The 25,031-nt window shown below is 69.7% G+C and carries 17 protein-coding genes; 13 read left to right on the top strand and 4 right to left on the bottom strand.

All coding sequences use genetic code 11. The features are described from left to right. Nucleotides 1-5 precede the first annotated feature (5 nt). From FVS66_RS27415 to FVS66_RS27385, 7 genes are all read left to right on the top strand, one after another. Complete coding sequence (locus FVS66_RS27415) at nt 6-1,001, top strand: alpha/beta hydrolase (RefSeq protein ID WP_149183913.1); 996 nt, start codon at nt 6-8, stop codon at nt 999-1,001. Further along, nucleotides 994-2,301 carry an acyltransferase gene (locus FVS66_RS27410; RefSeq protein WP_149183912.1) on the top strand — a complete coding sequence of 436 codons (1,308 nt, stop codon included), beginning with the start codon at nt 994-996 and terminating at the stop codon, nt 2,299-2,301. Before FVS66_RS27415 ends, FVS66_RS27410 begins: the two co-directional genes overlap by 8 nt. Before the next feature lie 90 nt (nt 2,302-2,391). Further along, nucleotides 2,392-3,168 (top strand): class I SAM-dependent methyltransferase, encoded by a 777-nt coding sequence (locus FVS66_RS27405; RefSeq protein ID WP_316248224.1) that lies wholly within the window; start codon nt 2,392-2,394, stop codon nt 3,166-3,168. A 554-nt stretch (nt 3,169-3,722) separates the two neighbouring features. Further along, on the top strand, nt 3,723-5,711 hold the full coding sequence (locus tag FVS66_RS27400) for a BTAD domain-containing putative transcriptional regulator (protein ID WP_187645716.1): 1,989 nt from the start codon (nt 3,723-3,725) through the stop codon (nt 5,709-5,711). 217 nt (nt 5,712-5,928) lie between these two features. After that, on the top strand, nt 5,929-6,651 hold the full coding sequence (locus tag FVS66_RS27395; RefSeq protein WP_262387238.1) for a thioesterase II family protein: 723 nt from the start codon (nt 5,929-5,931) through the stop codon (nt 6,649-6,651). Beyond that, on the top strand, nt 6,644-8,107 hold the full coding sequence (locus FVS66_RS27390; protein WP_222946988.1) for an amidase family protein: 1,464 nt from the start codon (nt 6,644-6,646) through the stop codon (nt 8,105-8,107). Before FVS66_RS27395 ends, FVS66_RS27390 begins: the two co-directional genes overlap by 8 nt. A gap of 63 nt (nt 8,108-8,170) precedes the next feature. Further along, nucleotides 8,171-9,427 carry a DUF1015 domain-containing protein gene (locus tag FVS66_RS27385; protein ID WP_262387237.1) on the top strand — a complete coding sequence of 419 codons (1,257 nt, stop codon included), beginning with the start codon at nt 8,171-8,173 and terminating at the stop codon, nt 9,425-9,427. Nucleotides 9,428-9,468: 41 nt separating this feature from the next. On the opposite strand, the gene FVS66_RS27380 is transcribed toward FVS66_RS27385, so the two are convergent. Continuing rightward, a complete protein-coding gene (locus FVS66_RS27380) occupies nt 9,469-10,905 on the bottom strand; it encodes a S41 family peptidase (protein ID WP_149183906.1) in 1,437 nt (478 codons plus the stop codon). 127 nt (nt 10,906-11,032) lie between these two features. On the opposite strand from FVS66_RS27380, the gene FVS66_RS27375 reads away from it, so the two are divergent. The 5 genes from FVS66_RS27375 to FVS66_RS27355 all read left to right on the top strand — a co-directional run bounded on the left by FVS66_RS27375 (nt 11,033) and on the right by FVS66_RS27355 (nt 19,861). Next, nucleotides 11,033-13,057: a thioredoxin domain-containing protein gene (locus tag FVS66_RS27375; RefSeq protein WP_149183905.1), complete on the top strand. Its 2,025-nt coding sequence runs from the start codon at nt 11,033-11,035 to the stop codon at nt 13,055-13,057. Nucleotides 13,058-13,351: 294 nt separating this feature from the next. After that, complete coding sequence (locus FVS66_RS27370) at nt 13,352-14,608, top strand: glycosyltransferase (protein ID WP_149183904.1); 1,257 nt, start codon at nt 13,352-13,354, stop codon at nt 14,606-14,608. Beyond that, the gene (locus FVS66_RS27365) at nt 14,605-16,251 is read left to right on the top strand and encodes a phospholipid carrier-dependent glycosyltransferase (RefSeq protein WP_149183903.1); all 1,647 of its coding nucleotides are present in this window, start codon (nt 14,605-14,607) and stop codon (nt 16,249-16,251) included. Before FVS66_RS27370 ends, FVS66_RS27365 begins: the two co-directional genes overlap by 4 nt. Continuing rightward, nucleotides 16,248-17,441 (top strand): glycosyltransferase family 2 protein, encoded by a 1,194-nt coding sequence (locus tag FVS66_RS27360; RefSeq protein ID WP_149183902.1) that lies wholly within the window; start codon nt 16,248-16,250, stop codon nt 17,439-17,441. Before FVS66_RS27365 ends, FVS66_RS27360 begins: the two co-directional genes overlap by 4 nt. Then, nucleotides 17,438-19,861: a galactose oxidase-like domain-containing protein gene (locus FVS66_RS27355; protein ID WP_149183901.1), complete on the top strand. Its 2,424-nt coding sequence runs from the start codon at nt 17,438-17,440 to the stop codon at nt 19,859-19,861. Before FVS66_RS27360 ends, FVS66_RS27355 begins: the two co-directional genes overlap by 4 nt. A gap of 54 nt (nt 19,862-19,915) precedes the next feature. Here FVS66_RS27355 and FVS66_RS27350 read toward each other — a convergent pair whose 3' ends face one another. Beyond that, nucleotides 19,916-20,602 carry a hemolysin III family protein gene (locus tag FVS66_RS27350; RefSeq protein WP_149183900.1) on the bottom strand — a complete coding sequence of 229 codons (687 nt, stop codon included), beginning with the start codon at nt 20,600-20,602 and terminating at the stop codon, nt 19,916-19,918. Nucleotides 20,603-20,808: 206 nt separating this feature from the next. On the opposite strand from FVS66_RS27350, the gene FVS66_RS27345 reads away from it, so the two are divergent. Further along, nucleotides 20,809-22,635: a phosphoenolpyruvate carboxykinase (GTP) gene (locus tag FVS66_RS27345; protein ID WP_149183899.1), complete on the top strand. Its 1,827-nt coding sequence runs from the start codon at nt 20,809-20,811 to the stop codon at nt 22,633-22,635. Between the two features lie 207 nt (nt 22,636-22,842). Here the strand turns inward: FVS66_RS27345 and FVS66_RS27340 are convergent, their stop codons facing one another. Together FVS66_RS27340 and FVS66_RS35250 are read right to left on the bottom strand one after the other, a co-directional pair. Next, nucleotides 22,843-23,574: a hypothetical protein gene (locus FVS66_RS27340; protein ID WP_149183898.1), complete on the bottom strand. Its 732-nt coding sequence runs from the start codon at nt 23,572-23,574 to the stop codon at nt 22,843-22,845. Nucleotides 23,575-23,957: 383 nt separating this feature from the next. Beyond that, nucleotides 23,958-24,824 carry a hypothetical protein gene (locus FVS66_RS35250; RefSeq protein ID WP_187645714.1) on the bottom strand — a complete coding sequence of 289 codons (867 nt, stop codon included), beginning with the start codon at nt 24,822-24,824 and terminating at the stop codon, nt 23,958-23,960. Nucleotides 24,825-25,031: the final 207 nt, after the last annotated feature.

Genomic DNA, 25,031 nt, shown 5'->3' with positions numbered 1-25,031 from the left:
TGTCCATGCGCGCTGCGCGGATCAGACTCGGAATGCTGATAGCCACCGTCGCCGGAAGCATCGTCGCGTCCGTCACGGCCGCGGCTGCGAACGGGGTGCTCGGCCTGCCGCCCGCGCCCCAACATGTGGCCGTGGCGGCGAAGGACCTGCCCGAGCTCTACGGCGAGAACCGGCGTTATCTCGCCCGCGCAGCCGATGCGGCACGCCGGATGGGTGACGGTGAGCGGGCCCGGGCACTGGGCGCTCTCGCCTCCCCCGACCGCCACTTCCTGGAGGCCTCCGCCGATGGTGACGGCCAGGCGGTGGAGGTGCTCGGAGACCTGGCGCACGCGCAGCGGATCGCCCTTCTGGTGCCGGGCTCGGACACCACCATCGACACCTTCGACCACCTCGGCTCCCGGCACGGTTCGGTGGCCGGGGGAAGCCGAGCGCTGTACGCCGAGATGCGAGCCGTCGCACCGGAGACACGCGTTGCCGTCATCGGGTGGTACGGCTACCGGGCGCCCCGCACCAAGAGCCGCGACACCGTGACCCAGGAGCGAGCGGAGGAGGGCGGCCGACTGCTCCGCCGCCAGATCGACCGGCTACGGGGAATCAACCCCGATGCCTCCGTGGCTCTGATGTGCCATTCGTACGGGTCCGTGGTGTGCGGGGAAGCGGTGCGCGGAATGGATCGGTCCGCGCAGTCCACGCTGTCGGGTGTCGCGGTTTTCGGCAGTCCGGGGATGGGCGTCGACTCGGCCGTTGAACTGGGCGCGCGCGTCCCGGTGTGGGCAGGGCGCGGCAGCGAGGACTGGATCTCGTATGTGCCGCACGCTCAGTACGGCGTGTTCGGTGAGAGAGTGGGGTTCGGCCCGGACCCGGCGTCCGTGGAGTTCGGCGCCCGACGGCTCCCCACCGGAGACAGCCGGCACGGCGACTACCTGCGCCCCGGCAGCCTTTCGCTCCGGAGTATCGCGCTGATCGGCCTGGACCGAGGCCGGCAGGTGTCCCATGGCTGATGTACGGGTCAGGACGGAGAACGAGCGCCCCACCCCCGTGGCCTGGAAGGACCTGGCACCGGCACCGCCTGTCCGGCTGACGCCGGTGCGGCGACTGCACCGGGCTGTGCTGCGTATCGATGCGGCGACTCCGTTTTCCCGCGACCGTGCGGTCGATGTCCTGCGTGCCTACTCCATCCTCGGCGTGGTGCTCGGCCACTGGCTGGTGAGCGCGGTGGTGCTACGGGCAGGCGGCCATCTGGGAGGCGACAGCCCCCTCAACCACATGCCGGGTCTCACGCCGGTGACCTGGCTGTTGCAGCCGCTCGCCCTGTTCTTCTTCGTCGGCGGCCGAGTCGGATTCCAGAGCTACGCCTCCGCGGTCGCGACCGGAACCCGCTACCGGACCTGGTTGGCCCAGCGGTTGCGCCAGTTGGTGCGTCCCACCTTGGCCCTGCTGGGCGTGTGGGGGTTGGTGCTGATCGGGCTGGCCTTCGAAGGAGTGGCGTTCGAGACGATCCGCACCCTGCTGCGGCTCGCGGTGTCCCCGCTCTGGTTCCTCTGCGTCTACGCGGTGATCACGGCGGCCACTCCGCTGATCAGGCGGTGTGGTGCGGGCCGGCTGGTGCTGGTGGCCTTCGCGCTGGTCGTGGCCACGGATCTGGTCCGCGGGCTGGTCGGCGACCTGGGATGGGTCGATTCGCTCCGCTGGCTGAACGTCTTCACCGGCTGGTTGGTGCCCTACGCCCTGGGGGTGTTCTGGGCGGCCGGCGGCCTCGCCCGCCGCAGGTACGCGGTCGGCATGCTCGTCTGCGGCGCGGCCGGCCTGACCGGCCTGGTGCTTTGGTGTGGCTATCCGGCGAGCATGGTCGGTGTCCCCGGGGCCGCCCTGTCCAACCTCAACCCACCGAGTCTCGCGGCTGTCTGCTTCGGTCTGGCCCAGTGCGGTCTCGGACTGCTGTTGTGCGGCCCGCTCCGTCGGCTGACCGGCCAGCCTGCAGAGCCGGTCCCGTCCCTCCCCGCCCACGCGTCCGACGCCGCAGGGGCGCGTGCCACCGCAGGGCAGTTCTGCTGGGCGGCCGTGGCGTTGTTGAACCTGTCGGCCATGACGATCTTCCTCTGGCACCAGACGTCCATGCTCGCCACCACCGTGTTCTCGCTCGGGTTCGGACAACGCTGGCCCGGGCTCCACACGGCGCCGGAAGATCCATTCTGGGTGGCTTTCCGTCTCGGCTGGATTCTTGTTTTCGCGTGCGTACTCGCTGTCTTTTGGCTGGCTTTCAAGGACGTGGAAAAGTCCGCCCGGAGGCACCGCCGATAATCGGCCGATAAGGGAATAATGCCGCACTGGCCTATGGTTTCCTGCATTTCTTGCTCAAATTTCGGCGCAGCATACCTCAGGAGGAATTTCGTGGCCATCTCGAACAATATCCCGGGCCCGGTGGAGAGCGGCACCGACGTGGCTTCCGCACGTGGTGTCGTGAATTCTCTTCGAGACCTCACCGTGCAAGCAGTGTCAGAGCTCTATGTGAAGTATCAGGACGACCTGCGTGCCGTCAGGGACCAGCAGCGGACCTTCCTTCGGCAGCGCGGCAAGTCGATGAAGGCGCAACTCGACGACTACGAGGCGGAGATCACCTACCTGCTGCTGCGCGAGTACCGGCCTGAGACGGTGGTCGAGATCGGCACGTTCTACGGCTGGTCCACCATGTGGATTCTCAGTGCTTTGCGGGACAACGGTGTGGGGCACCTGTACTCGTTCGACATCGTCGACCACGTGGTCAGCAATGTTCCGGCTGATCTTTCCGCCCACCGCTGGACGTTCACCAAGGGAGATGTCCGGGAGACGCTCGGAGATATCCCCGGCAGCGCGGACTATCTCTTCATCGACGCTGACCACGGTGCCCGATTCGGTCGCTGGTACGTGGAGAACGTCTTTCCGATGGTTCGCCCCGGAACCCCGACCAGTGTGCACGATGTCTTCCACGGTCGCCGGCCGAAGCCGATCAGCGAGGGTTCGGTTCTCATGAAGTGGCTCGTCGCGCAGAACAAGAGCTTCTTCACCCCTTCAGCCGCGAAGGCTCCTGAAGTCATCGAGCACCTCAGCAAGGTGAAGAAGGAACTGCGGCTCGACACCCCTGTTCGCGAGAGCCGCCACAACCCGATGGTTTTCTTCACTCTCGGATAACACCGCGTGATCAGGTTTCGGTGGTGAGTGCGCCCGGTTCAGGGCGCGCCCACCACCGAAACTTCGTTCCGCGAGCAGTGGTGATGTGGACAAAAAGTGTCGGAACTGTAAACGCAAAGGGTCGCGACGGGGAGGAAGGGGGATGTGAGACCAAGATCACGATGGTTTCGGCCATCCTCCGTACGGCCGGGTTGACCGGTGGAAGTAAGTTGTGGAGGGCGACATCGCCCCCTACCTCGGTGCCGTTTGACCTGATGGCGAAGGTGTGGGGCGGTCGCAAGCGGGCGTGTGCGAGAGGGGAGCGGCCGTGAGGTGGGGAAGCGCCTCCGCGGCGGTCGGTGTCCTTCGATCGGACGCGCAGTAAAGGAAAGTGTTGGAGTTTCGTCCTGTGAATCCGCCTCGGCGCGGTCTGGATGCGGCCGAAGAGGAGGCGACGGAAAAGCTGCCGAACACGTCGGGGAACCCTTCGGATTGCGAAGGTATGTGAACTGACCGAGCTTGCCCAGGACGAGCTCAAGATTTTACTCAAGCGGTATTTAACGGGGACTTCAGTAATGCATCATGCGGCCGCAGTTTCATTGGCGAAACCACCAAAAGCGGAGGTAACTCCTCCGCATATCCGGGCGCAGCAGAGAAGCGCCGGCCGGGCCGAGCCGAACATCTCGTTCCAGGTCCTCGGCCCGCTGGAGGCGTGGGTGGGGCCGCGAAAGGTCGAGATCGGCGGGCCCCGGCAGCGCATCGTGCTGGCGATGCTGCTCCTGGCACCGGACCGGGTCGTATCGATCGATCAACTGGTCGAAGCCGTCTGGAACGGACGGCCGCCCACCACATGCCGCACCCAGATCGCCATCTGCGTCGCCAGCCTGCGCAAGGCATTCAGGACCGCTGGGTTCACAGGGGAGCTGATCGGCACTTCCGCGCCCGGATACCTGTTGCACTCGGCCGGACACCACATCGACTCGACCGAGTTCGCGGCCGGAGTGGACTCCGCGCAGACGCTCGCACGCCACGGGGACGTCGGTGCTGCCGCCGACCGGCTCGGACAGGCGCTCGGGCTGTGGCGAGGCCCGGTTCTGCCCGACATGTCCAGCCCCGTTCTCGAGACGGAGGCGGAACTCCTGGATCACCGGAGGCTCACCGCCTACGAGCAGTACGCGACCCTGCAACTGCAGCTTGGCCGGCATCGTGAGGTCATCGCCGAGCTGAGGGCCCTCGTGCACGACCGGCCGTTGTGGGAGCAGGCGCGAGCCGCGCTCATGCTCGCCCACTACCGTTCAGGTCACCGGTCCGAGGCTCTCGCCCTCTTCCGCCAGGCGCAGCGGGTCTTCCGCGAGGAGATCGGCCTCGAACCCGGCCGTGTCCTTCAGGATCTGCACACGGCCATCCTTCGGGAAGCCTCCGACCTCATGCCGCCCACGGACACGACCGGACCACTAAACATCGTCACCGCTTCGCCGCAACTCGAGTCGCCGGAAGGCGAATTGGTCGGCCGGGACAGCGAGATCCGATCTCTCGACGCCTTGCTTCGCCGGGCCCGCGAAGGCATGTCGTCCGTGGGCCTGGTGGTGGGCCGCCCCGGAATCGGCAAGACCGCCCTTGTGCTGCACTGGGCGCGCAGGGCGGCACACGCGTTTCCCGATGGGCAGCTCTATGTCGACTTCGAGAGGACCGGCACCGCCGACGCCCCTGCCGCCCTCCTGCGAGCCCTCGGCATGTCTGACCCTGAAATACCTCGCAACTACCGGGACCGACTCAGGGAGTTCCACCGACAGATCGGGGACCTGAGGCTCCTGGTCATTCTCGATGGGGTCCCCGACGACAACGTTGCCCATGACTTCATCCCCAAGGCGGGGAGGTGCTGCGTTCTGCTGACGAGCCGACGCGTACTGGCGACCGCAGCACAGGTCCGGCTGAGCGTGCCGGAACTGACCCCGGCGGACTCCGTGACGCTGCTCGGCTCTCTCGTGGACGACGGACGGGTCGAGGAAGACGAAGCCGCCGCGCACCGCCTTGCCTCGTTGTGCGACCACTTGCCGCTCGCCCTGTCCGCGGCGGCCGCACGCCTCGTCGCCAAGCCCCACTGGCGTTTTCCCCATCTGTTGACCAGGCTCGGCGATCGCCGGCACCGGTTAGAAGAACTCAGCGCGGGCGCCCCCGTGCTCCGTCGGGTCCTGGACAGCGTGTACCGGACGCTGTCGCCCGCGGCTGCCGACCTGTACGCCCGGCTCGGTCTCATCAACGGCGAGTGCATAGCGGTATGGGAGGCTCAGGCCCTTCTCGAAGTCGGCGCGATGGCCGCACAGCGGCTGCTCGAGGAGCTGGTGGACGCCACGTTGATCGAAGTGGCCGACACCGGCCCGGACGGCTGGTTCCGGTACCGTCTGCCCACGCTGCACGCTCTCCACGCGGAAGAGACGGCTCATACGGAGGTGGCCGCCTCCGTCCGCAAGGCGGCGTGCGACCGAGTGCTGGCAGCGGGCACTTCCCACCTGAAGTGCCCGGCCGATAGCAGGGCGATACCGGCCCTTCGTATGGTCGACTGACCGCCCTCTCGCCGAGCCCGCGACTCGGCAGGTTTCCACGGTGCCCGTCCGCCGCGTCCCCGTCCGCGGCGGACACCGCCGTCGGGCCGCGGCGCCGGTCTCCGTGAGCGGCGGGGAGGGTCCGGGCCGCGCCGCGCCCCCTACTCGAACACTTCTTCGGAGGCGTACCTTGATTGCCGCTCAACAGACCAGCATCTGGTTGCGGAAATACCGACCGGTGGAACAGCCCCGGGTCCGCCTGGTCTGCTTCGCGCATGCCGGCGGGGGCCCGAGCGCCTTCCGTACCTGGCCCGCCTCGCTGCCCTCCGACGTCGAGGTGCTCGTCGTGCGCTATCCAGGGCGGCAGGACCGTGTGACCGAGCCCTGTCTCGATCGGATGGAGCCCATGGTCGAGGCGGTCACGGAGGCACTCGCACCCCTGCGCGACCGGCCGCTCGTCCTGTTCGGGCACAGCATGGGCGCGTGGATCGCCTACGAGGTGGCGCAGCGGATGCCGGTGCGCGCGTTGCTCGTCTCCGGCCAGGTACCGCCCTCACGACGGAATTCGGCGCGCCCCGGATCGGCCCGCCGAGGCGACGGAAGCGGTGAGCTCAGCGACGAAGCGCTCATCGAGGAGGTCAAACGGCTCGGCGGATACGACGCCCAGCTCTTCGAGGACCCCGAGCTGCGCGACCTCGTCCTGCCGCCGATCCGGGCGGACTTCACACTCGTACGGAACTACCGTGCGGGCCGGCAGCCGAGCCTGCTCGGCTGCCCGGTGCGCGCGTTCTACGGCGAGGACGACGCCGATACCCGGGCGGACGACGTCGACGCCTGGGCCGAGGTCACCACGGGCCCCTTCACGGCGCACCGATTTCCCGGCGGCCACTTCTACCTGGCCGACCACGAGGCAGCACTGCTGCGTGAGCTCTCCTCTCTGCCGGAGGTGTCCTGTGCTTGATCCGACCGAGGCGACAGTGGCTCAACTGCGGAAGGCACTCGGCGACGGGAGTCTCACCGCCCTCGAGTTGACCCGCTGGTATCTGGACCGCATCGAGCGCTTTAATGACGAACTGTGCGCGGTCATCGAGGTCAATCCGGATGCCGAGGCAGAGGCCGCCCGGCTGGACGCCGGCCCGATCCGTGGTCCGCTGCACGGCGTCCCCGTCCTCCTCAAGGACAACCTGGACACCGTCGATCGCATGCACACCACGAGCGGCTCGACGGTCATGCTCGGGTCCCGGCCGGACCGCGACGCCACCGTCGTGGCTCGGCTGCGAGCCGCCGGAGCCGTGCTGCTGGGCAAGGCGAACAAGACGTCGTGGATTCTCGGGCCCGCGGGCTGGAGCGCCCGGGGTGGCCAGACGCGCAATCCGTACGACCCGACGCGATCGCCGCACGGGTCGAGTTCGGGCTCGGCGGTGGGCGCCTCGGCGAACCTGTGCGCCGTGGCGATCGGCACCGAGACCATCGGGTCGATCCTGGGGCCCGCCGCCGCGAACTGCCTTGTCGGTGTGAAGCCGACCACCGGACTCACCAGCCGGGCGGGCATGATCCCCGGTATCCCCAGCTTCGACTCGATCGGACCCCTGGCGCGTTCGGTCGCCGACGCCGCGGAAGTCCTCTCCGTGATCGCCGGGCCCGACCCGCTCGACGCCGCGACGGACGGCGTGCCCGTGCTCGACTACCTGAGCTTCCTCGGCGCCACGGACCTGCGCGGTGTGCGCATCGGCGTGCCTCGAAAAATGTTCTTCGGCTACAGCGAAGCGGCCGACGCTGTTGCCGAGTCCGCTCTGGAAGCCCTGAGCGGGGTTGGCGCGGTCATCGTCGAGGACACGGACATTCCGGGAGTGGACGAGCTCACCACCGATCCGTCCTTCGGCCGCGTCGTGGTGAACGAGACCGCCCACGGCCTGGGGCAGTACCTTGCCCGAACGCCCGGCAGCCACCCGCGTACCATCGCCGCCCTGGTGGAGGCCAACCGGGCGAACGCCGCGGTCGAGCTGGAGCTGTACGAGCAGGACATCCTGGAGATGCTGGCCGCACACGCCCCCGACCTCGACGACCCGGGCTACCGGGACGCGTTGGCCACCGTGCGGCGAAAGGCACGGGCGGAAGGCATCGACGCCGTCATGGACGAGCGCCGACTCGACGCGCTGGTCATGCCCACCTGCCCGCCGCCGTGGCCGATCGACGTCGTCGAGGGCGATCCCGATCCGCACGGAGCCGCGCTCGTGCCCGGCCTTGCCGGTTACCCCGCCATCAGTGTGCCGGCGGGCTGGACGGAGGGCCTGCCTGTCGGAATCACCTTCACCGGTAGGGCGTTCAGCGAACCCGTTCTGTTCCGTCTGGCGCACGTCTTCGAGCGGACGAGGCCGTCCCGTCGCCCGCCCGGTGCCACGACCGGCGTCAGGTGAACGACCGTGCTCGATCTCCTTCCCGGAAAGGACGACCCCGCACCGCCGTCAGGGACCCGCGGTTTGAGGCTGCTCCCGCTGCGCGGAGTTCGCTACGTCCCGGAAGAAGTCGGCGGCCTGGCAGCCGTGACCTCGCCACCGCTCGACGGCGTGGTCCGGCGTGACGAGCAGGCGCCCGCGCATCCGTACAGCATCGTCCGCCTGATCCTCCCGCAGGCGGACACGGCCGAGGCCCGCCGACGGCAGGCATCGGAGACGCTGCGCGCGTGGCTCGCCGAAGGCATCCTCGCCTCCGACGCCGAACCGGCCCTGTACGTGTACGAGCAAGCGCGTGGCGACGTTGTGCAGCGCGGCGTCATCGGCGCCCTGGAGCTCTCTCCGCCCGAGGAAGGAATCGTTCTTCCCCACGAGGACGTCATCGTGCACGTCCTCGAGGAACGGGCGGCCCTGGTGCGGGCCACCGCCGCCCACCTCGAACCACTGCTGCTCAGCTACCGGGGCACTGCCGGACCGACCGGTGCCACGTCCGTCGTCGAGCGGGCGACAGCCCGTCCTCCCCTGCTCGTCACCACCACGGAGGACGGCTTCCACCATCGCCTGTGGTCGATAACCGACCCGGCCGATATCGGCGAGGTGGCCGATCACCTCGCCGGCCACCAGGCTCTCATCGCCGACGGCCACCACCGCTGGGCCACGTACCTCCGTCTGCAGCGGGAGCAGGCCGTGACGCCCAGCCTCTGGGACTACGGGCTCGTTCTCCTCGTAGACACGGCGCTGTACCCCCTCCAGGTCAACGCGATCCACCGGCTCCTCCACCGGCTTCCGGTCTCGGAGGCGCTGGACGCGGTAGGGGACTCCTTCCGCGTCCGACGTCTGGACACCTCACTTGCCCGGGCCATGTCGGCCCTGGAGGAAGCCGCCTCCACCGGCAACGCCTTCCTTCTCGCGGGCGACGGTTCCTATCACCTCCTCGACAGCCCGGACCCAGCGCTTCTCGCCCGTACGATGAGGCAGGACCGTCCGTCGGACTGGCGCGCCCTGGATGCCGCGGTGTTGCACGAAACCCTCCTGGCCCGGGTGTGGCGCGTCCCGGATGCCGCCGACTCCATCGCGTACATCCACGACGCGGAGGCGGCGGTGGCACAGGCCGAGCTCCATGACGCCACGGCCGTGCTGATGCATCCGGTACGCGAAGAAGTGGTCCACGACCTGGCGCGCCGAGGCATCACGATGCCGCGGAAGTCGACCTCCTTCGGTCCGAAGCCGGCCTCCGGCCTGATCCTGCACAGCCTGGAGCACATGCGCCTTCCTCCTGAGTAGGCACCCGCCCCACCGAACGCGGACGGACGCGCGTGCCTGCCTCAGCCGAGGAGTTCGCGGGCCCGGGTCAGTGCGCTGTCGCGGCGAGCCGCGAGCTCGTCATCGGTGAAAACAGGCACGCGGATGGTGGGTGCGATACCGGCCCCGTCGTAAGCCGCGCCGTTCGGGGCGAGGTACTTCTCGTTGGGCAGGGTGAAGGACCAGCCATTGGGCAGGACACGGTCCATGGTGTCGGAGAGAGCTCCTTGGGTGTTCTCACCGATACGGACGGGGCCCGGGGTGCGGTTCATGAGGGCCTGGGTGAAGGTCTCGCCCGCGCTGACGGTCAGGCGGCCGGTGAGCACGGCGAGCGGGCCGGTGTAGACCGGACCGCCTGACCGCGGGCTCACCCCGATCGGCTGGGCGGAGGTGAACCGTTCCCCACCCACCGTGTTGTCGCGGGCTCGCTTCGTGTAAGCGGTGTACGCGTGGGTGGTGAGCCTGGAGGCGATGCGTAGCCCGAGGGCGTCGGATCCGCCGCCGTTGAACCGCAGATCGATGACGAGTGCGCGCAGCGCCTTGGAGCCGCGTGTGCGCGCTTCGGTGAAGATGGCGTCGAGGGCCTTGTCGAGTTCGGCCCGGTCCCTCGCGTAGTCACCGTTCTCGGTGAAGCCGGCAAAACGGGTGATGCGCAGATAGCCGATGCGTTCGGGCAGGTCGGCGTAGCCGATGGCGCCCCGCCCCCAGCGTTGTTGGGGCGTGCCCACGCTCGCGGTCGTCGCCTTCTCGATCTTCGTGACGGTGTCGGACGTGGGCACCTTCGTGCCTGCTCGATGGCCCGTGAAGTGCTGATTCCCGCCTGCGTTGATCGCGGTGTGGGCGTCGTGCAGCGGCTCGATCATGCTTTCGAGAATGCCGAACAGTTCGGCATCGGTGGTGCCGGCGGTGATGGTGGGCCGGTAGCGGTCACGTACGGCTTCCCAGTCGACGCCCTTGGCCGTGAACGAGGGGTAGTTCTCCGCATACGTCTGCCAGAAGGTGTCGAAGACGGCGCGAGGGTCCGTGGGCGGCCTTTGACCGCACCTCTCGGGAAGCTCGTGGACGCGACGCAGGGTGCGGAACCCCGCGTTGTCCGCGAAGCGGAGCCTGATGACATCGCTGTTGCCGGCGGTGACCGGAGCCAGGGTGATACGCCCGGCCTCCTCGCTGACGGCCGGCGTGAAATCCACGGCGCCGCCTGCCCGGGGCGAGCCGCTCTGCTCGGCTTCCAGGCTGCCGGGCAGGCAACTGACGCGCGTCGTCTCGTAGGAGCGAAGGTGGCGTCCGCTGACCGAGATGACGGTGCCGTACCCGGTGCTCTGCCACAGTCCCTCCAGCGATGGGTTCCCGGACGCGGCGTTCCCGAGCGTCCCGTTGGTCATGGCGGGGAGAGCGGCGAGGGCGAGGGCGAGTGCGGCGGCGCGGAACGGGGCGCGCCTGCGACGGACCGTGAGAGGCATGTCTTTTACGTTACGGAGAGCGCGACCTCCGACACTATGGGGTGTTCACCCGTGTTCGGGTGCGGGAATCCGAACCCGAACACGGGCTTCGTGGGTCCGGGTCGGGCCTTGTGAGAGGCTGGATCACATGAACCGGCTGGCTGGTGTGACCTCGCCTTATCTGCTTCAGCACGCTGACAATCCCGTCGACTGGTGGCCCTGGACGCCGGAAGCGTTCGAGGAGGCGCGACGGCGGGACGTGCCCGTTCTGCTGTCCGTCGGTTACTCTGCGTGCCACTGGTGTCATGTCATGGCGCACGAGTCCTTCGAGGACGGCGAGACCGCCGCGTACATGAACGAGCACTTCGTCTCCGTCAAGGTCGACCGCGAGGAGCGGCCCGACGTGGACGCCGTCTACATGGAGGCGGTGCAGGCCGCCACCGGGCAGGGCGGCTGGCCGATGACGGTGTTCCTGACGCCCGACGCGGAGCCGTTCTACTTCGGTACGTACTTCCCGCCCGCGCCCCGGCACGGCATGCCGTCCTTCCAGCAGGTCCTGGAGGGTGTGGCGGTCGCCTGGCGGGACCGGCGCGACGAGGTGGGCGAAGTCGCCGGGAACATCGTGCGCGAGCTGTCCGGGCGGTCGCTGGCCCTCGGCGGCGACGGCGTGCCGGGCGAGCAGGAGCTGGCGCAGGCGCTGCTCGGGTTGACCCGCGAGTACGACGACCGGTACGGCGGCTTCGGCGGGGCGCCCAAGTTCCCGCCGTCCATGGCCGTCGAGTTCCTGCTGCGCCACCACGCCCGTACCGGGGCCGAGGGCGCGCTCCAGATGGCCGCCGACACATGTGAGGCGATGGCGCGGGGCGGCATCTACGATCAGCTGGGCGGGGGCTTCGCCCGGTACTCGGTCGACCGTGAGTGGACCGTGCCCCACTTCGAGAAGATGCTGTACGACAACGCGCTGCTGTGCCGCGTCTACGCACATCTCTGGCGGGCCACCGGCAGCGACCTCGCCCGGCGGGTCGCCCTGGAGACCGCCGACTTCATGGTGCGTGAGCTCCGCACCGCCGAAGGCGGGTTCGCCTCCGCGCTCGACGCCGACTCCGACGACGGCACGGGCAAGGTGGTCGAGGGCGCCTTCTACGTGTGGACCCCCGACCAGCTGCGGGACGTGCTCGGGGACGAGGACGCCGCGTACGCCGCCCGGTTCTACGGCGTCACCGACGAGGGCACCTTCGAGCACGGCGCCTCCGTCCTCCAACTGCCGCAGGGCGCCGGGGTCGTGGACGCCGAGCGTCTCGGGCGCATCCGGGAACGGCTGCTCGCCGCCCGCGCGGAGCGCGCCCGGCCGGGGCGCGACGACAAGATCGTCGCCGCGTGGAACGGGCTCGCCGTGGCCGCCCTCGCCGAGACCGGCGCCTACTTCGACCGGCCCGACCTGGTCGAACGTGCCACGGAGGCCGCCGACCTGCTCGTACGGCTCCATATGGACGACTCCGCGAGGCTCGTCCGCACCTCCAAGGACGGGCGCGTCGGTGCCAACGCGGGCGTGCTGGAGGACTACGGCGATGTCGCCGAGGGCTTCCTCGCGCTGGCCGCCGTCACGGGGGAGGGGGCCTGGCTGGAGTTCGCCGGCTTCCTGCTCGACATCGTTCTCGACCAGTTCCAGGGCGAGGGCGGGGCGCTCTACGACACCGCCCACGACGCCGAGCGGCTGATCCGCCGCCCCCAGGACCCGACCGACAACGCGGCGCCCTCCGGCTGGACGGCAGCCGCCGGCGCCCTCCTCGGCTATGCCGCCCACACCGGCTCGGAGGCGCATCGGAGCGCGGCGGAGCGCGCACTGGCGGTGGTGAAGGCGCTCGGACCGCGCGTACCCCGGTTCATCGGCTGGGGTCTGGCCATCGCCGAGGCACTTCTCGACGGGCCGCGCGAGATCGCCGTCGCCGGCCCGCGCGACGACAGCGCCACCCGGCAGCTGCACCGCACAGCCCTGCTCGGCACGGCGCCCGGCGCCGTCGTCGCCGTCGGAGCCCCCGACAGCGGGGAGTTTCCGCTGCTCAGCGACCGTGTCCTGGTAGACGGCCGGCCCACCGCGTACGTCTGCAGGCACTTTGTCTGCGACGCCCCTACCACGGACGTATCGGCGCTTTCCGAGAAACTGTCCAACTGACGTAGGGAACACGGCCTTTATACGGGCCCGCTCCTCTCTGTCACCACTTGCCTCTATCCTCATCGCTCGAGGAGGGGGATCCGCCGCGGCTGGGGAGGCGTGCGCGGATGTCGACCATGGGCGACGCCGGCCAGGGGGGTCCTGCCGCGTTCCGGCCCTGAACCGATCACTCACTACGTCCAGCGACCGATGTGGGAAACGTCCGTGCCGCGGCCGTGCGCACCGTCCTGCGCGCGACACCCGACGACGCATGCACCTGTGCGCGCCGGCCCCGGCGGACCGAGGGGGCAATACGTGCTGTTATCGCTGTTCATCGCGGCCATTTCGCTGGCCCTGTTCTGGATGGCCGCTTTCACCCTGTGGTGGCAGATGCACGCGTGGCGTACGCCGGAGACGCTCGCCGCCACCCGTTTCGAGAGCCCCGAGGGCGCGCAGGGGCTGTCGTTCTCGCTGCTGCTGCCCGCCCGGCACGAGCAGCTGGTGCTGGAGCACACCATCGAGCGGCTCCGGGAGTCCCGGCACCAGGACTTCGAGATCATCGTGATCGTCGGCCACGACGACCCCGGGACCGCCCGGGTCGCCGAACGGGCCGCGGCCCGCGACCCCGGCCGCGTACGGGTCGTCGTCGACACCCATGAGAAGAAGAACAAGCCGAAGGCCCTCAACACGGCGCTGCCGTACTGCCGGGGCGACGTCGTCGGAGTCTTCGACGCCGAGGACCAGGTGCATCCCGACCTCCTCGCCCATGTCGACCACGCCTTCACCGTCACCGGCGCCGATGTCGTCCAGGGCGGCGTCCAGCTGATCAACTTCCACTCCAGCTGGTACTCCCTGCGCAACTGCCTGGAGTACTTCTTCTGGTTCCGCAGCCGCCTCCACCTGCACGCCGCCAAGGGCTTCATCCCGCTCGGCGGCAACACCGTCTTCGTCCGCACCGATGTGCTGCGCGAGGCCGACGGCTGGGACCAGGACTGCCTTGCCGAGGACTGCGACCTCGGCGTACGGCTCTCCTCCGCCGGCAAGCGGGTCGTCGTCGCCTACGACGCCGACATGGTGACCCGAGAGGAGACGCCCGGCACCCTGATGGCACTGCTCAAGCAGCGCACCCGCTGGAACCAGGGCTTCCTCCAGGTGTACCGGAAGAAGGACTGGCGGTGGCTGCCCACGCGGGGACGGCGCATGCTCGCCCGCTACACCCTCATGACCCCGTTCATGCAGGCGTTCACCGGCGTCGTCATCCCGGTCAACATCGCCGTCGCGGTCTTCCTCGACGTGCCCGTCGGTATCGCCGTCGTCACCTTCCTTCCGCTGCTCACGGCAATGGTCACCTTTGTCTTCGAGGTCGTGGGACTGCATGACTTCGGTACCCAGTACGGGCTGCGCGTCCGCTTCACGCACTACCTGAAGCTCGTTCTGGGCGGCCCCTTCTACCAGGTGCTGCTCGCCGGGGCCGCCGTCCGGGCGGTCTGGCGCGAGCAGCGCGGCCGTAGCGACTGGGAGCTCACCAGCCATGTCGGTGCCCACCTCTCCCGTGAGGAGGCGCCCCGATGACGCCGACGCCCACCCTGACCTCCGCGACCCCGCCCCGCCCCACGTCAGAGGGGGGCGGCGCGGCGCCGCGCACCGTCACCATCGCCCCGTTCCCGCCCACGCCGCCCTTCCGCCTCTGGTCCTCGCGCCCCGACCAGCTGCTCTGCCTGGCCCTGCTCGGCGTGATCACCATCGTGCAGGGCGTCAACATCGCCGGGTTCCCGTCCTTCAGCGACGACGAGGGCACCTATCTGGCCCAGGCGTGGGCCGTCCAGCAGGGCGAGGGCCTCGCCCACTACGAGTACTGGTACGACCATCCGCCGCTCGGCTGGATCCAGATCGCCCTGCTCACCTGGATCCCCGCGCTCCTCGCCCCCGAGTCGATGACCGTCGGCTCCGTCCGGGCGGTCATGCTGTGCGTCACCCTTGTCACCGCCGCCCTGCTGTACGTGCTGGCCCGCCGGATCGCCCTGCCGCGCTGGGCGGCGGGACTCGCCGTCGCGCTGTTCGGGCTGTCCCCGCTCTCCGTCGAACTGCACCGCGAGATCTTCCTCGACAACATCGCCGTCGCCTGGATACTCGCCGCCTTCGTGCTGGCGGCCTCACCGAGCCGCCACCTCTGGCACCACTTCTCCGCCGGGATATGCGCCGCCGTCGCCGTGCTGTCGAAGGAGACCATCCTGCTGGCGCTGCCCGCGCTGATGTTCACGATGTGGCGTCACAGCCACCGCGACACCCGGAAGTTCGCCGTCACCGGCGCCCTCACTTCATGTGCGCTCATCGGCCTGCTGTATCCGCTGTTCGCGCTGCTCAAGAACGAACTGCTGCCCGGCAGGGACCATGTGTCGCTGTGGGACGGCGTCGTCTACCAGCTGTCCCGGCCAGGCTCCGGCTCGATCTTCGTCGAGGGCACAGGCGCGAACAGGGTCCTCGACTCCTGGCTGTACTACGACAAGGTGCTGCCCCTCGCCGGGCTCGCCGCGGCCCTGCTCCTCGCCGCCTGCCACCGCTGGTCGGTGACCGCGCGGGCGGCCGCGGGCCCCGCCTTCGCCGTCGTGCTGCTCGCGGCGGTCGCCGCGTTCCGCAGCTCCGGCTATCTGCCCGACATGTACATCATCCAGGCCCTGCCGTTCCTGGCGCTGTGCCTGGCCGCCGTCGCCGTCGCCGCCCGGGGCCTCCTCCACCGGCGGCTGCCGAAGGCCGCGGCGACCGGCGCGTTCGCCCTGCTGCTCCTGGCGAGTACGGCGTACACCGCGCCCCACTGGCACGAGGGCACCCGCACCGCCATGACCGACGACCCCAACGCCCGGTTCCGCGCGGCCGCCGCCTGGCTGGACCCGGCCGCCGGGAACGTCACCGACCCGGCCCGCACCCGGGTCCTCGTCGACGACACTCTCTGGCTGGACCTGGTCCACGCCGGCTACCGGCCCGGGACGGGCGCCATCTGGTTCTACAAGGCGGACCTCGACCCGGCCGTCAGCGAGGTCCTCGACGGCGGCTGGCGCGACATCGACTACATCGTCGCCACACCCACCGTGCGCCGTGACGCCCCGGACCTGCCGACCACCGCCGACGTCCTGCGGAACTCCGAGCCGGTCGCCACCTTCGGCGAGGGCGAGCAGCGCGTCGAGATCCGCCGCACCGTCGGCGGTGGCGCCCGGTGACCATCCCCCTCTTCCACGAGCCGTGGCTCCGCGCCACCGCCGCCCCGGCCGCCGTCACCGTCGTCGTCCCGACCTTCAACGAGGCGGGGAACGTGCGCGAGCTGCTGGCCCGGATCGCGCGGGCGCTCCCCGGAGACCTGCCGTACGAGGTGCTGTTCGTCGACGACTCGACCGACGAGACCCCGGACGTGGTCCGCGCCGCCGCCCCCGACTTCCGCTTCCCGGTACGGCTCATCCACCGCGACGAGCCGGCCGGCGGGCTCGGCGGCGCCGTCGTCGAGGGGCTGCGGGCGGCGGCCGCCGACTGGGTCGTCGTCATGGACGGCGACCTCCAGCACCCTCCCGAGCTGATCCCCGCGCTCGTCGCCCGCGGCGAACAGGACGGCGCCGACCTGGTGGTGGCCAGCCGGTACGCCAGGGGCGGCAGCCGGGCCGGACTCGCGGGCGGCTACCGGCTGCTCGTCTCCGGGGCGTCCACGCTGCTGTCCAAGACCCTGTTCCCGCGCCGGCTGAGCGGGGTGAGCGACCCCATGAGCGGCTTCTTCGCGGTCCGGAAGGCCGCCGTCGAGGCGGACGGGCTCCAGCCGCTGGGCTACAAGATCCTGCTGGAGCTGGTGGTCCGCTGCCGGCCCCGCACGATCGGCTCCGTCGCGGAGGTGCCGTTCGCCTTCCGGGAGCGGTTCGCCGGCAGCTCCAAGTCCACGGCCCGCGAGGGACTCCGCTTCCTCCAGCACCTGGCCGGGCTGCGCACCAGCACGGCGCTGTCCCGGCTGGTGGTCTTCGGGCTCATCGGTCTGACCGGCTTCGTGCCGAACCTGGCCGCCCTGTACGTCCTGACCGGTGCCGGACTGCACTACCTGCCCGCCGAGGTGCTCGCCAACCAGTTCGGTGTCACCTGGAACCTGCTGCTCACCGAGGCCCTGCTGTTCCACCGCGAGCGGGCCCACCGCCACTGGGCGGACCGCTGGGCGCGGTTCGCCCTGCTCGCCAACGCCGATCTGCTGCTGCGCATCCCCCTGATCGCCGCGCTCGTCGGTGGTCTCGGCATGGCGGTCCTGCCCGCGACCGCCCTCGCGCTCGTCGCGACGTTCGTGCTGCGCTTCGCCGCGACCCAGGCGCTGATCTACGTACCGCGACGCACGCCCCGTGCGAACACACCCCGTGGAGAAGGAGGAAGGGACGACTCATGACACGGAAAAACGGACGGTGGCGGCGCACCCTCGCCGTCACCGCTCTTCTCGCCCTGGCGGCGAGCGGCCTCTCGCTGTCCACCGCCGAGCGGGCCGAAGCCGGGGTGAACCTCCTGGTCAACCCCGGGTTCGAGAGCCTGAAGCCGGAAGGCACGCCCCGCTGCTGGGACATCTACGGCTGGGGCGACAACGACCACACCTTCCAGGTCAGCGGCGAAGCGCACAGCGGTGCCCGCGCCATGGAGGTCACCCTGAGCCGCCGGGTCGACGGCGACCACAAGGCGATGATGTACGAAACCCCGTCGTGCGCCCCCAACGTGACGCCGGGCCACCAGTACGACCTGTCCGTCTGGTACAAGTCGACGAGCCCCGACATCGCCGTCACCCTGTTCCGTCGCGACGCCCGCCAGGGCTGGGTGTACTGGACGGATGTGATGACCCCGCCGGCGAGCACCACGTACCGGCGCGCGGAGGTCCGCACCCCGCCCGTGCCCCCCGGCACGGACCAGATCTCGTGGGGCGTCTCCCTCTACGGCGCGGGCACGCTGACCACCGACGACTACACGATGGAGGACGCCACCCTGCCCGCGGAGGGCGAGGTCTGCACGGCCGGTGAGGCGTGCACCAAGGGCGCGTGGGAGGTGCTGCCGTTCAAGAACCCGATCCGCGCCATCCACGCCGTCGTCCTCAAGACGGGCAAGGTGCTGCTGGTCGCCGGGTCCGGCAACGACCCGGAGCGGTTCGCGGCGGGCAGCTTCGAGACCGCCGTGTACGACCCGGCCGACGGCTCCTTCAAGCAGATCGACACGCCCATCGACCTGTTCTGCGCGGGCCATGTGCAGCTCGCCGACGGCAAGGTGCTGATCATGGGCGGCAACAAGGGCTATCCGTCCGCCGACGGCAAGATCGGCTACCAGGGCTACAAGGACTCGTACCTCTTCGACCCCGCGACCGAGACGTACACCCGGACCAACGACATGAACGACGGGCACTGGTACCCGTCGGCGACGGTCCTCGGCAACGGCGACGTGATCTCCTTCGGCGGGCTGCGCGAGGACTCGACCGGCTCCGTCACGGCGGAGAGGTGGTCGGCGGCCGGCAACCGGTGGCTGTCGCTCGGCGAGGTCAACCAGACGTGGACGTACTGGGGCCTCTACCCGTCGATGATCCTCATGCAGGACGGGCGGCTCTTCTACTCCGGCAGTCATGTCTTCGGCAACGGCACCCCGGGTACGGGTGCGTCGGTGTACGACTACGACGCCAACACCATCACGGACGTGCCGGGCCTCCAGAACAAGGACGAGCGTGACCAGTCGGCGAGCGTCCTGCTGCCGCCCGCCCAGGACCAGCGCGTCCTGACCATCGGTGGCGGCAACATCGAGACCAACCCGGACGCGAACCGGCTGGTCGACATCATCGACCTGAAGGAGCCAGACCCGTCGTACCGGCCCGGGCCGCTGCTGCCCCAGGGCACTCAGTCGGTCAACGGCGCACCGCCGGCGCCGCAGACCGGCGCGCAGGGCAAGATGTACGTCTCCGCGGTCCTGCTGCCGGACGGGAAGGTCTTCGAGACGGGCGGCGCCCTCCACAACCGGGCCGACCCGGTCTACGAGGCGTCGATGTTCGACCCGGCGACGGACAGCTGGCAGGCCGGGATGGCCACGGACCCGGCCGACCGCGGCTACCACTCGTCGACGTTCCTGCTGCCGGACGGCCGCGTGATGGCGGTGGGCGACAACCCCGGCGACGGCTCGTTCACCGACAAGGTGTCCGTCTACACCCCGCCGTACCTCTTCAAGGGCCCGCGCCCGCAGATCACCGCCGTGGCGGAGGAGCGGTGGGCGTACGGCGACACACAGCGCGTCAAGGTGGACCGGCCGGTCGTACGGGCCGAGCTGATCCGCCCGGCCGCCGTCACGCACTCCTCGGATCCCAACCAGCGGTTCGTGGACCTGCCGATGACGGTGGTCGACGGGACGACGATCGACCTGAACGTCACCAGCAACCCGAACATCGCCCCACCCGGCTGGTACATGCTCTTCACGGTCGACGCGAACGGGGTGCCGTCGGTGGCCGAGTGGGTGCATGTGGGCGGTGCCGACCAGGCGCCGGCCGCGTCCCCGCACGTCCATGACTTCGCGGGCGACCTGGCCCAGGCACCGAGGAAGCCGCAGCCCAAGCGGAAGTCGGTGCCGGTGAGCCCGCGCGTCGCGGGCTGCGAGCGGGCGTACGGCGCGGTCGGCGTGTGCGTGCCGACGGCGTTCCCGGCGGGCGTGAAGCCCACGACAGGTGCCCGCTGCGAGTGGCTGAAGACCCAGGGGTACGGCGAGCTGAAGCTGAACGGCCGGGCCGATCCGCTGCGGCTGGACCGCGACCGCGACGGGGTGGCGTGCGGGCGGGGTGACACGAAGCGCGGCTGAGTCGCCCACCGCCCTTCCCGGGTCCGGGGGCTCCGCCCCCGGACCCGGGAATCGCTACGAGTGCTGGTACGCCACCAGCGAGATGCCCACGTAGTGGACGACGAACGCCGCCAGCGTGAACGAGTGGAACACCTCGTGGAAGCCGAACCACCGCGGCGACGGGTTCGGGCGCTTGAGGCCGTAGACCATGCCGCCCACGCTGTACAGCACGCCGCCGACAATCACCAGGACGAGGACGGCGATGCCGCCCGTGCGCATGAAGTCCGGCAGGAAGAACACCGCGGCCCAGCCCATCGCGATATAGCACGGGGTGTATAGCCAGCGCGGGGCCCCGACCCAGAAGACCCGGAAGGCTATGCCCGCCGCGGCGGCCGCCCAGACGGCCCACAGCAGCACCCGACCGGTGGAGCCGGGGAGCAGGAGCAGCGTCAGCGGGGTATAAGTGCCCGCGATGATCAGAAAGATATTGGCGTGGTCGAGCCGGCGCAGCAGGGCCGTGGCGCGCGGCCCCCAGTCGCCCCGGTGGTAGAGGGCGCTCACTCCGAAGAGCAGGCACGCGGTGAGGACGTAGACGCCGCAGGCGATGCGGCCGCGCGTCGAGTCGGCGAGCGCCGTGAGGACGATCCCGGCAATGAGCACCGCGGGGAACATACCCGCGTGCAACCAGCCGCGCAGCCGGGGCTTCAAGGGGAGGTGGGAGGTCGTGGCGTCGGTCGCTTCGGTCGCGGCGGCGGCAGTCATGACGGAATGCTACCCACGCTCCCGTAGTCGGCGGAACGCAAGTGGTGATGCTCACGTGAGAGGCCCTCTGGACATATGCGCAATCCCGTCGGATGATCAAATGAGTGCGGTCGGCACCGGATGAGCGCGAGGAAAACCCACAGCGCCGCGTCCGGGTCGCAGCCCCCACGGGGCGACAACCACAAACCCCTCAACAAGGAGCAACCGTGGCGCGCGAGAACGCGGCTCCCAGCACCGCCCCCACCCACCACCAGGCGCTGGTCGCCTGGGTCGACGAGATCGCAGCGATCACGCAGCCGGACAGAGTCGTCTGGTGTGACGGTTCCGAGGCCGAGTACGAGCGCCTGTGCGAGGAGCTCGTCGCCAAGGGCACCTTCAGGAAGCTGGACCCGATCAAGCGCCCGAACTCCTACTACGCGGCCTCGGACCCCACCGATGTGGCGCGGGTCGAGGACCGCACCTTCATCTGCTCCGAGAAGGAGGAGGACGCGGGCCCGACCAACCACTGGAAGGCCCCCGCCGAGATGCGGGCCGTCTTCACCGGAGAAGGAAACGGGATCTTCCGGGGGGCGATGAAGGGCCGCACGATGTACGTCGTGCCCTTCTGCATGGGGCCGCTCGGCTCGGAGCTCTCCGCGATCGGCGTCGAGATCACCGACTCCGCGTACGTCGCGGTCTCGATGCGCACCATGACCCGCATGGGCCAGGCCGTTCTCGACGAGCTCGGTGACGACGGCTTCTTCGTGAAGGCCGTGCACACCCTGGGCGCCCCGCTGGAGCCCGGCCAGGCGGACGTGCCGTGGCCCTGCAACAGCACCAAGTACATCTCGCACTTCCCCGAGAGCCGCGAGATCTGGTCGTACGGCTCCGGCTACGGCGGCAACGCCCTGCTCGGCAAGAAGTGCTACGCGCTGCGCATCGCCTCCGTCATGGCCCGGGACGAGGGCTGGCTCGCCGAGCACATGCTCATCCTGAAGCTCACCCCGCCGCAGGGCGAGCCCAAATACGTCGCCGCGGCCTTCCCGTCCGCGTGCGGCAAGACCAACCTGGCCATGCTGGAGCCCACCGTCCCCGGCTGGACCGTCGAGACGATCGGCGACGACATCGCCTGGATGCGGTTCGGTGAGGACGGCCGCCTCCACGCGATCAACCCTGAGGCAGGCTTCTTCGGAGTCGCGCCCGGCACCGGCGAGCACACCAACGCCAACGCCATGAAGACCCTCTGGGGCAACGCCGTCTTCACCAACGTCGCGCTCACCGACGAGGGCGACGTGTGGTGGGAGGGCATGACCGAGGACGAGCCCAAGCACCTCACCGACTGGAAGGGCAACGACTGGACCCCGGAGTCGGGGACCCCGGCCGCGCACCCCAACGCCCGGTTCACGGTGCCGGCCTCGCAGTGCCCGATCATCGCGCCCGAGTGGGAGGACCCGAAGGGCGTGCCGATCTCGGCGATCCTCTTCGGCGGCCGCCGTGCCTCGGCCGTCCCGCTGGTCACGGAATCGTTCAACTGGCAGCACGGTGTGTTCCTCGGTGCCAACGTGGCGTCCGAGAAGACCGCCGCGGCCGAGGGCAAGGTCGGCGAGCTGCGCCGCGACCCGTTCGCGATGCTGCCGTTCTGCGGCTACAACATGGGCGACTACATGGCCCACTGGATCAAGGTCGGCAAGACCGCGGACCAGTCCAAGCTGCCGAAGATCTACTACGTCAACTGGTTCCGCAAGAACGACGCGGGCACGTTCGTCTGGCCGGGCTTCGGCGAGAACAGCCGCGTCCTGAAGTGGATCGTGGAGCGCCTGGAGGGCAGGGCCGAGGGCGTCGAGACGCCGATCGGCATCCTGCCGACCAGGGACGCCCTGGACACCGACGGCCTGGACATGTCCGCCGAGGACCTGGACTTCCTGCTGAAGGTCGACACGGACGTGTGGCGGGAGGAGGCCGCCCTGGTCCCCGAGCACCTCAACACCTTCGGTGACCACACCCCGAAGGAGCTGTGGGACGAGTACCGTGCGCTGGTGGCCCGCCTGGGCTGAGCCCCTGAGTGAGAACGGGTCCGGGCCCGCGCCGTCCGAACGGCGCGGGCCCGGTCTGCGTACGCGTATGGCACCGGGGTGTGGAGCCGGACCAGAGCAGACGCCCGTTGCCGTGCCCGGCTGGAACCGGGCACGGCACACATCAGGTCGTCAGGGTTTCCGGCCGGGTCGACCTCTCTGGAAACCCTGCTCCGACGTCAGGCCCGTCTAGGCGACCGGGGGGAGGAACCCGTCGGGGACGAAGGGTTCGCAGCTGAAGTCCGCCGGATCGGGCGCCGGGTCGCATGTCGCCGTCCAGCCTCGGCCATCCGTGTCCAGCACGTTGATGTAGACGTTGTCGTTGTCGAAGACGTTGGTGACTGGGGTTTCGCCCTCGAGGAGCACCTGCTCATAGGTGATGGCGAGGCTGCAGGCGTTCTCCGGCGCGCCTTCGACCAGCACGCTGGCGCCGATGTCGGGGGTGCCGGGTTCCGACTGCTTGGCGAACACCCGCCCCTCGTGGAGAAGGCCCTCGAACTGCCACGAGTTGAAGATGGGCACGGTGTCGCTCGTGTACCCGCTCCCGATGACAGCGTCCCACTCGATGCACGACGCGGCGGGTCCGGTCGGCCCTGTGGGTCCGGTGGGTCCGGTGGGTCCGGCAGGTCCGGTGGGGCCGGTGGGCCCGGTGGGTCCGGTCTTTCCGTTCCCGCCACCGCAGTCGTCGCCCGACACCGAGAGACGGGGACCGTTCGGCTCCTTCTCGTTCTCGATGCAGGGGCCGGCCGCCGATGTACGCGCCGAGTCCGCCTCGGACGCTGCCACGGGCCCGGCCGCCATCACCGGAAGAGTGAAGCCCAGCATCACGGCTGCCAGCGACGCCATCGCGCCGCGGGCGACGAGCCTGCTCCGCTGCGGAAGGGGGCCGAGGCCGGAAGGGGTCCTGTGCTCAGGACTCATGGATTGCTCCTTGTGGAACTGAGGGGGGTGATTGCATGGGGAGGACCTGATGACCTCCCTCTGGCATGTTTCGCCCGCCTGGGCCGGAAATTTGCATGCCAAAGGGAACGATCAGCACATTGGGCCAGCGTGAATAGTCCGCTCGTATGACGCACTGTCGTGCCGCCATTCGGGTGGGTCTGGCTGTACAGGGTCGGTTCAGGGCTGTGCCTCTGGGCGCTGCCGGCACGTCGACGCCCTCGGCCGGCGCACGGGAAGGCAGATGCTCGGCCGGCCGGCGCTCGCCCCCGGCCGGGCGTGCGCACCTGCCCGTACGGTCCCGGACACGGTGCGCACGCTGGTCCTTGAGAGCTGATATGCCTTCAGAGGAAGGGCCGGGGGTGTCAGTCCTCCTTGCCCCTGGTGGTGGCCTTGGAGCTGGGGGCGGAGGTGTTCTGCGGGGCGTTCTGCGGGAGGCCGTCGAGGCTCTTCTCGGCCTGGAAGTTCAGGGCGAGCGGAGGCTCGGGGTCGGTGAGTTGGACCCAGGCCTCGTCCCAGATGAAGTTCAGGCCATTGACGTCACCGCGCGTCTCCCACACCTCGTTGTCGAGGGTGAGCACCTTGGCGTAGGCGGCGTTGCCCTGGGACGTGATGGACACCGAACACGGGTTGTCGGGGAAGTCGGGGTTGTCCGGACCGCTGATGAGCGTCCATTCGTAGTCGCCGATCGGCTCGAAGTCGTAGCCGTCGCCGTCCTCGTCCATGTCCGGGAGCCCGTTGCCGTTCGTGTCCACGGCGGCCTCGTGGAGCCGCTGGCCGGCGTAGTAGTTCCCGGTGGTGGTCAGCAGCACGCTGAACTCTTCGGCGTTGTTGGGCGCGTAGGAGTCGATGTCGACGCACTCACTGGGGCCCACGGGACCCGTCGGGCCCGTGGGTCCGGTCGGACCTGTCTCCCCGGTGGGGCCGACCGGGCCTGTGGGTCCTGTCGGACCCGTGGGTCCTGTCGGGCCTGTGGGTCCGACCTTGCCCTTGCAGCGGTCCCCGCCTTCCACGGTCGCGGCGAGGGGGGACGCCGAGACCATGCACCTGTCGTCCGTCGTGGACGTGTCGTCCACGACGGGAGACGACTGGACGCCGGGCGTCATCGCCATGGTGGGGCTGGCCAGGCCCAGCATGACGAGCGCCAGCGATGTCGCCGTGCCGGCGGCGAGCCACCTGCGCCGCTTCGGAAGCGGGCCGAGGCGGGATGCAGTCCTGTGGTCAGGACTCATGAAGTGACCTGCTTTCTTGAGTTCGAGCCGTTCACGCCCGAGGTGTTCGGTCGCGGTCCCTTCCGGCGGGTGAGGCTGTGACGCCTGCACCGCCGGCGGGACCGCGCGGAGGCCTGACGAGGGCAGCCGGTCCTTGTGGTTGGCCGTCTGTACCGTCCGCATACGCGTGGGCGTACTGTTTGTCATGATTTGGGCGTATTGGGGTGC

It is taken from the genome of Streptomyces sp. TRM49041 (assembly GCF_008271805.1).
Classification (GTDB): domain Bacteria; phylum Actinomycetota; class Actinomycetes; order Streptomycetales; family Streptomycetaceae; genus Streptomyces.
This window is presented reverse-complemented; position numbering and strand designations above follow the sequence as displayed.

Excerpts from the sequence above, each read along its gene's own strand:
- FVS66_RS27365 (WP_149183903.1), top strand. The coding sequence starts at position 14,605 with ATGACGCCGACGCCCACCCTGACCTCCGCGACCCCGCCCCGCCCCACG.
- FVS66_RS27400 (WP_187645716.1), top strand. The coding sequence starts at position 3,723 with ATGCATCATGCGGCCGCAGTTTCATTGGCGAAACCACCAAAAGCGGAG.
- FVS66_RS27375 (WP_149183905.1), top strand. The coding sequence starts at position 11,033 with ATGAACCGGCTGGCTGGTGTGACCTCGCCTTATCTGCTTCAGCACGCT.
- FVS66_RS27350 (WP_149183900.1), bottom strand. The coding sequence starts at position 20,602 with ATGACTGCCGCCGCCGCGACCGAAGCGACCGACGCCACGACCTCCCAC.
- FVS66_RS35250 (WP_187645714.1), bottom strand. The coding sequence starts at position 24,824 with ATGAGTCCTGACCACAGGACTGCATCCCGCCTCGGCCCGCTTCCGAAG.
- FVS66_RS27355 (WP_149183901.1), top strand. The coding sequence starts at position 17,438 with ATGACACGGAAAAACGGACGGTGGCGGCGCACCCTCGCCGTCACCGCT.
- FVS66_RS27380 (WP_149183906.1), bottom strand. The coding sequence starts at position 10,905 with ATGCCTCTCACGGTCCGTCGCAGGCGCGCCCCGTTCCGCGCCGCCGCA.
- FVS66_RS27340 (WP_149183898.1), bottom strand. The coding sequence starts at position 23,574 with ATGAGTCCTGAGCACAGGACCCCTTCCGGCCTCGGCCCCCTTCCGCAG.
- FVS66_RS27415 (WP_149183913.1), top strand. The coding sequence starts at position 6 with ATGCGCGCTGCGCGGATCAGACTCGGAATGCTGATAGCCACCGTCGCC.
- FVS66_RS27410 (WP_149183912.1), top strand. The coding sequence starts at position 994 with ATGGCTGATGTACGGGTCAGGACGGAGAACGAGCGCCCCACCCCCGTG.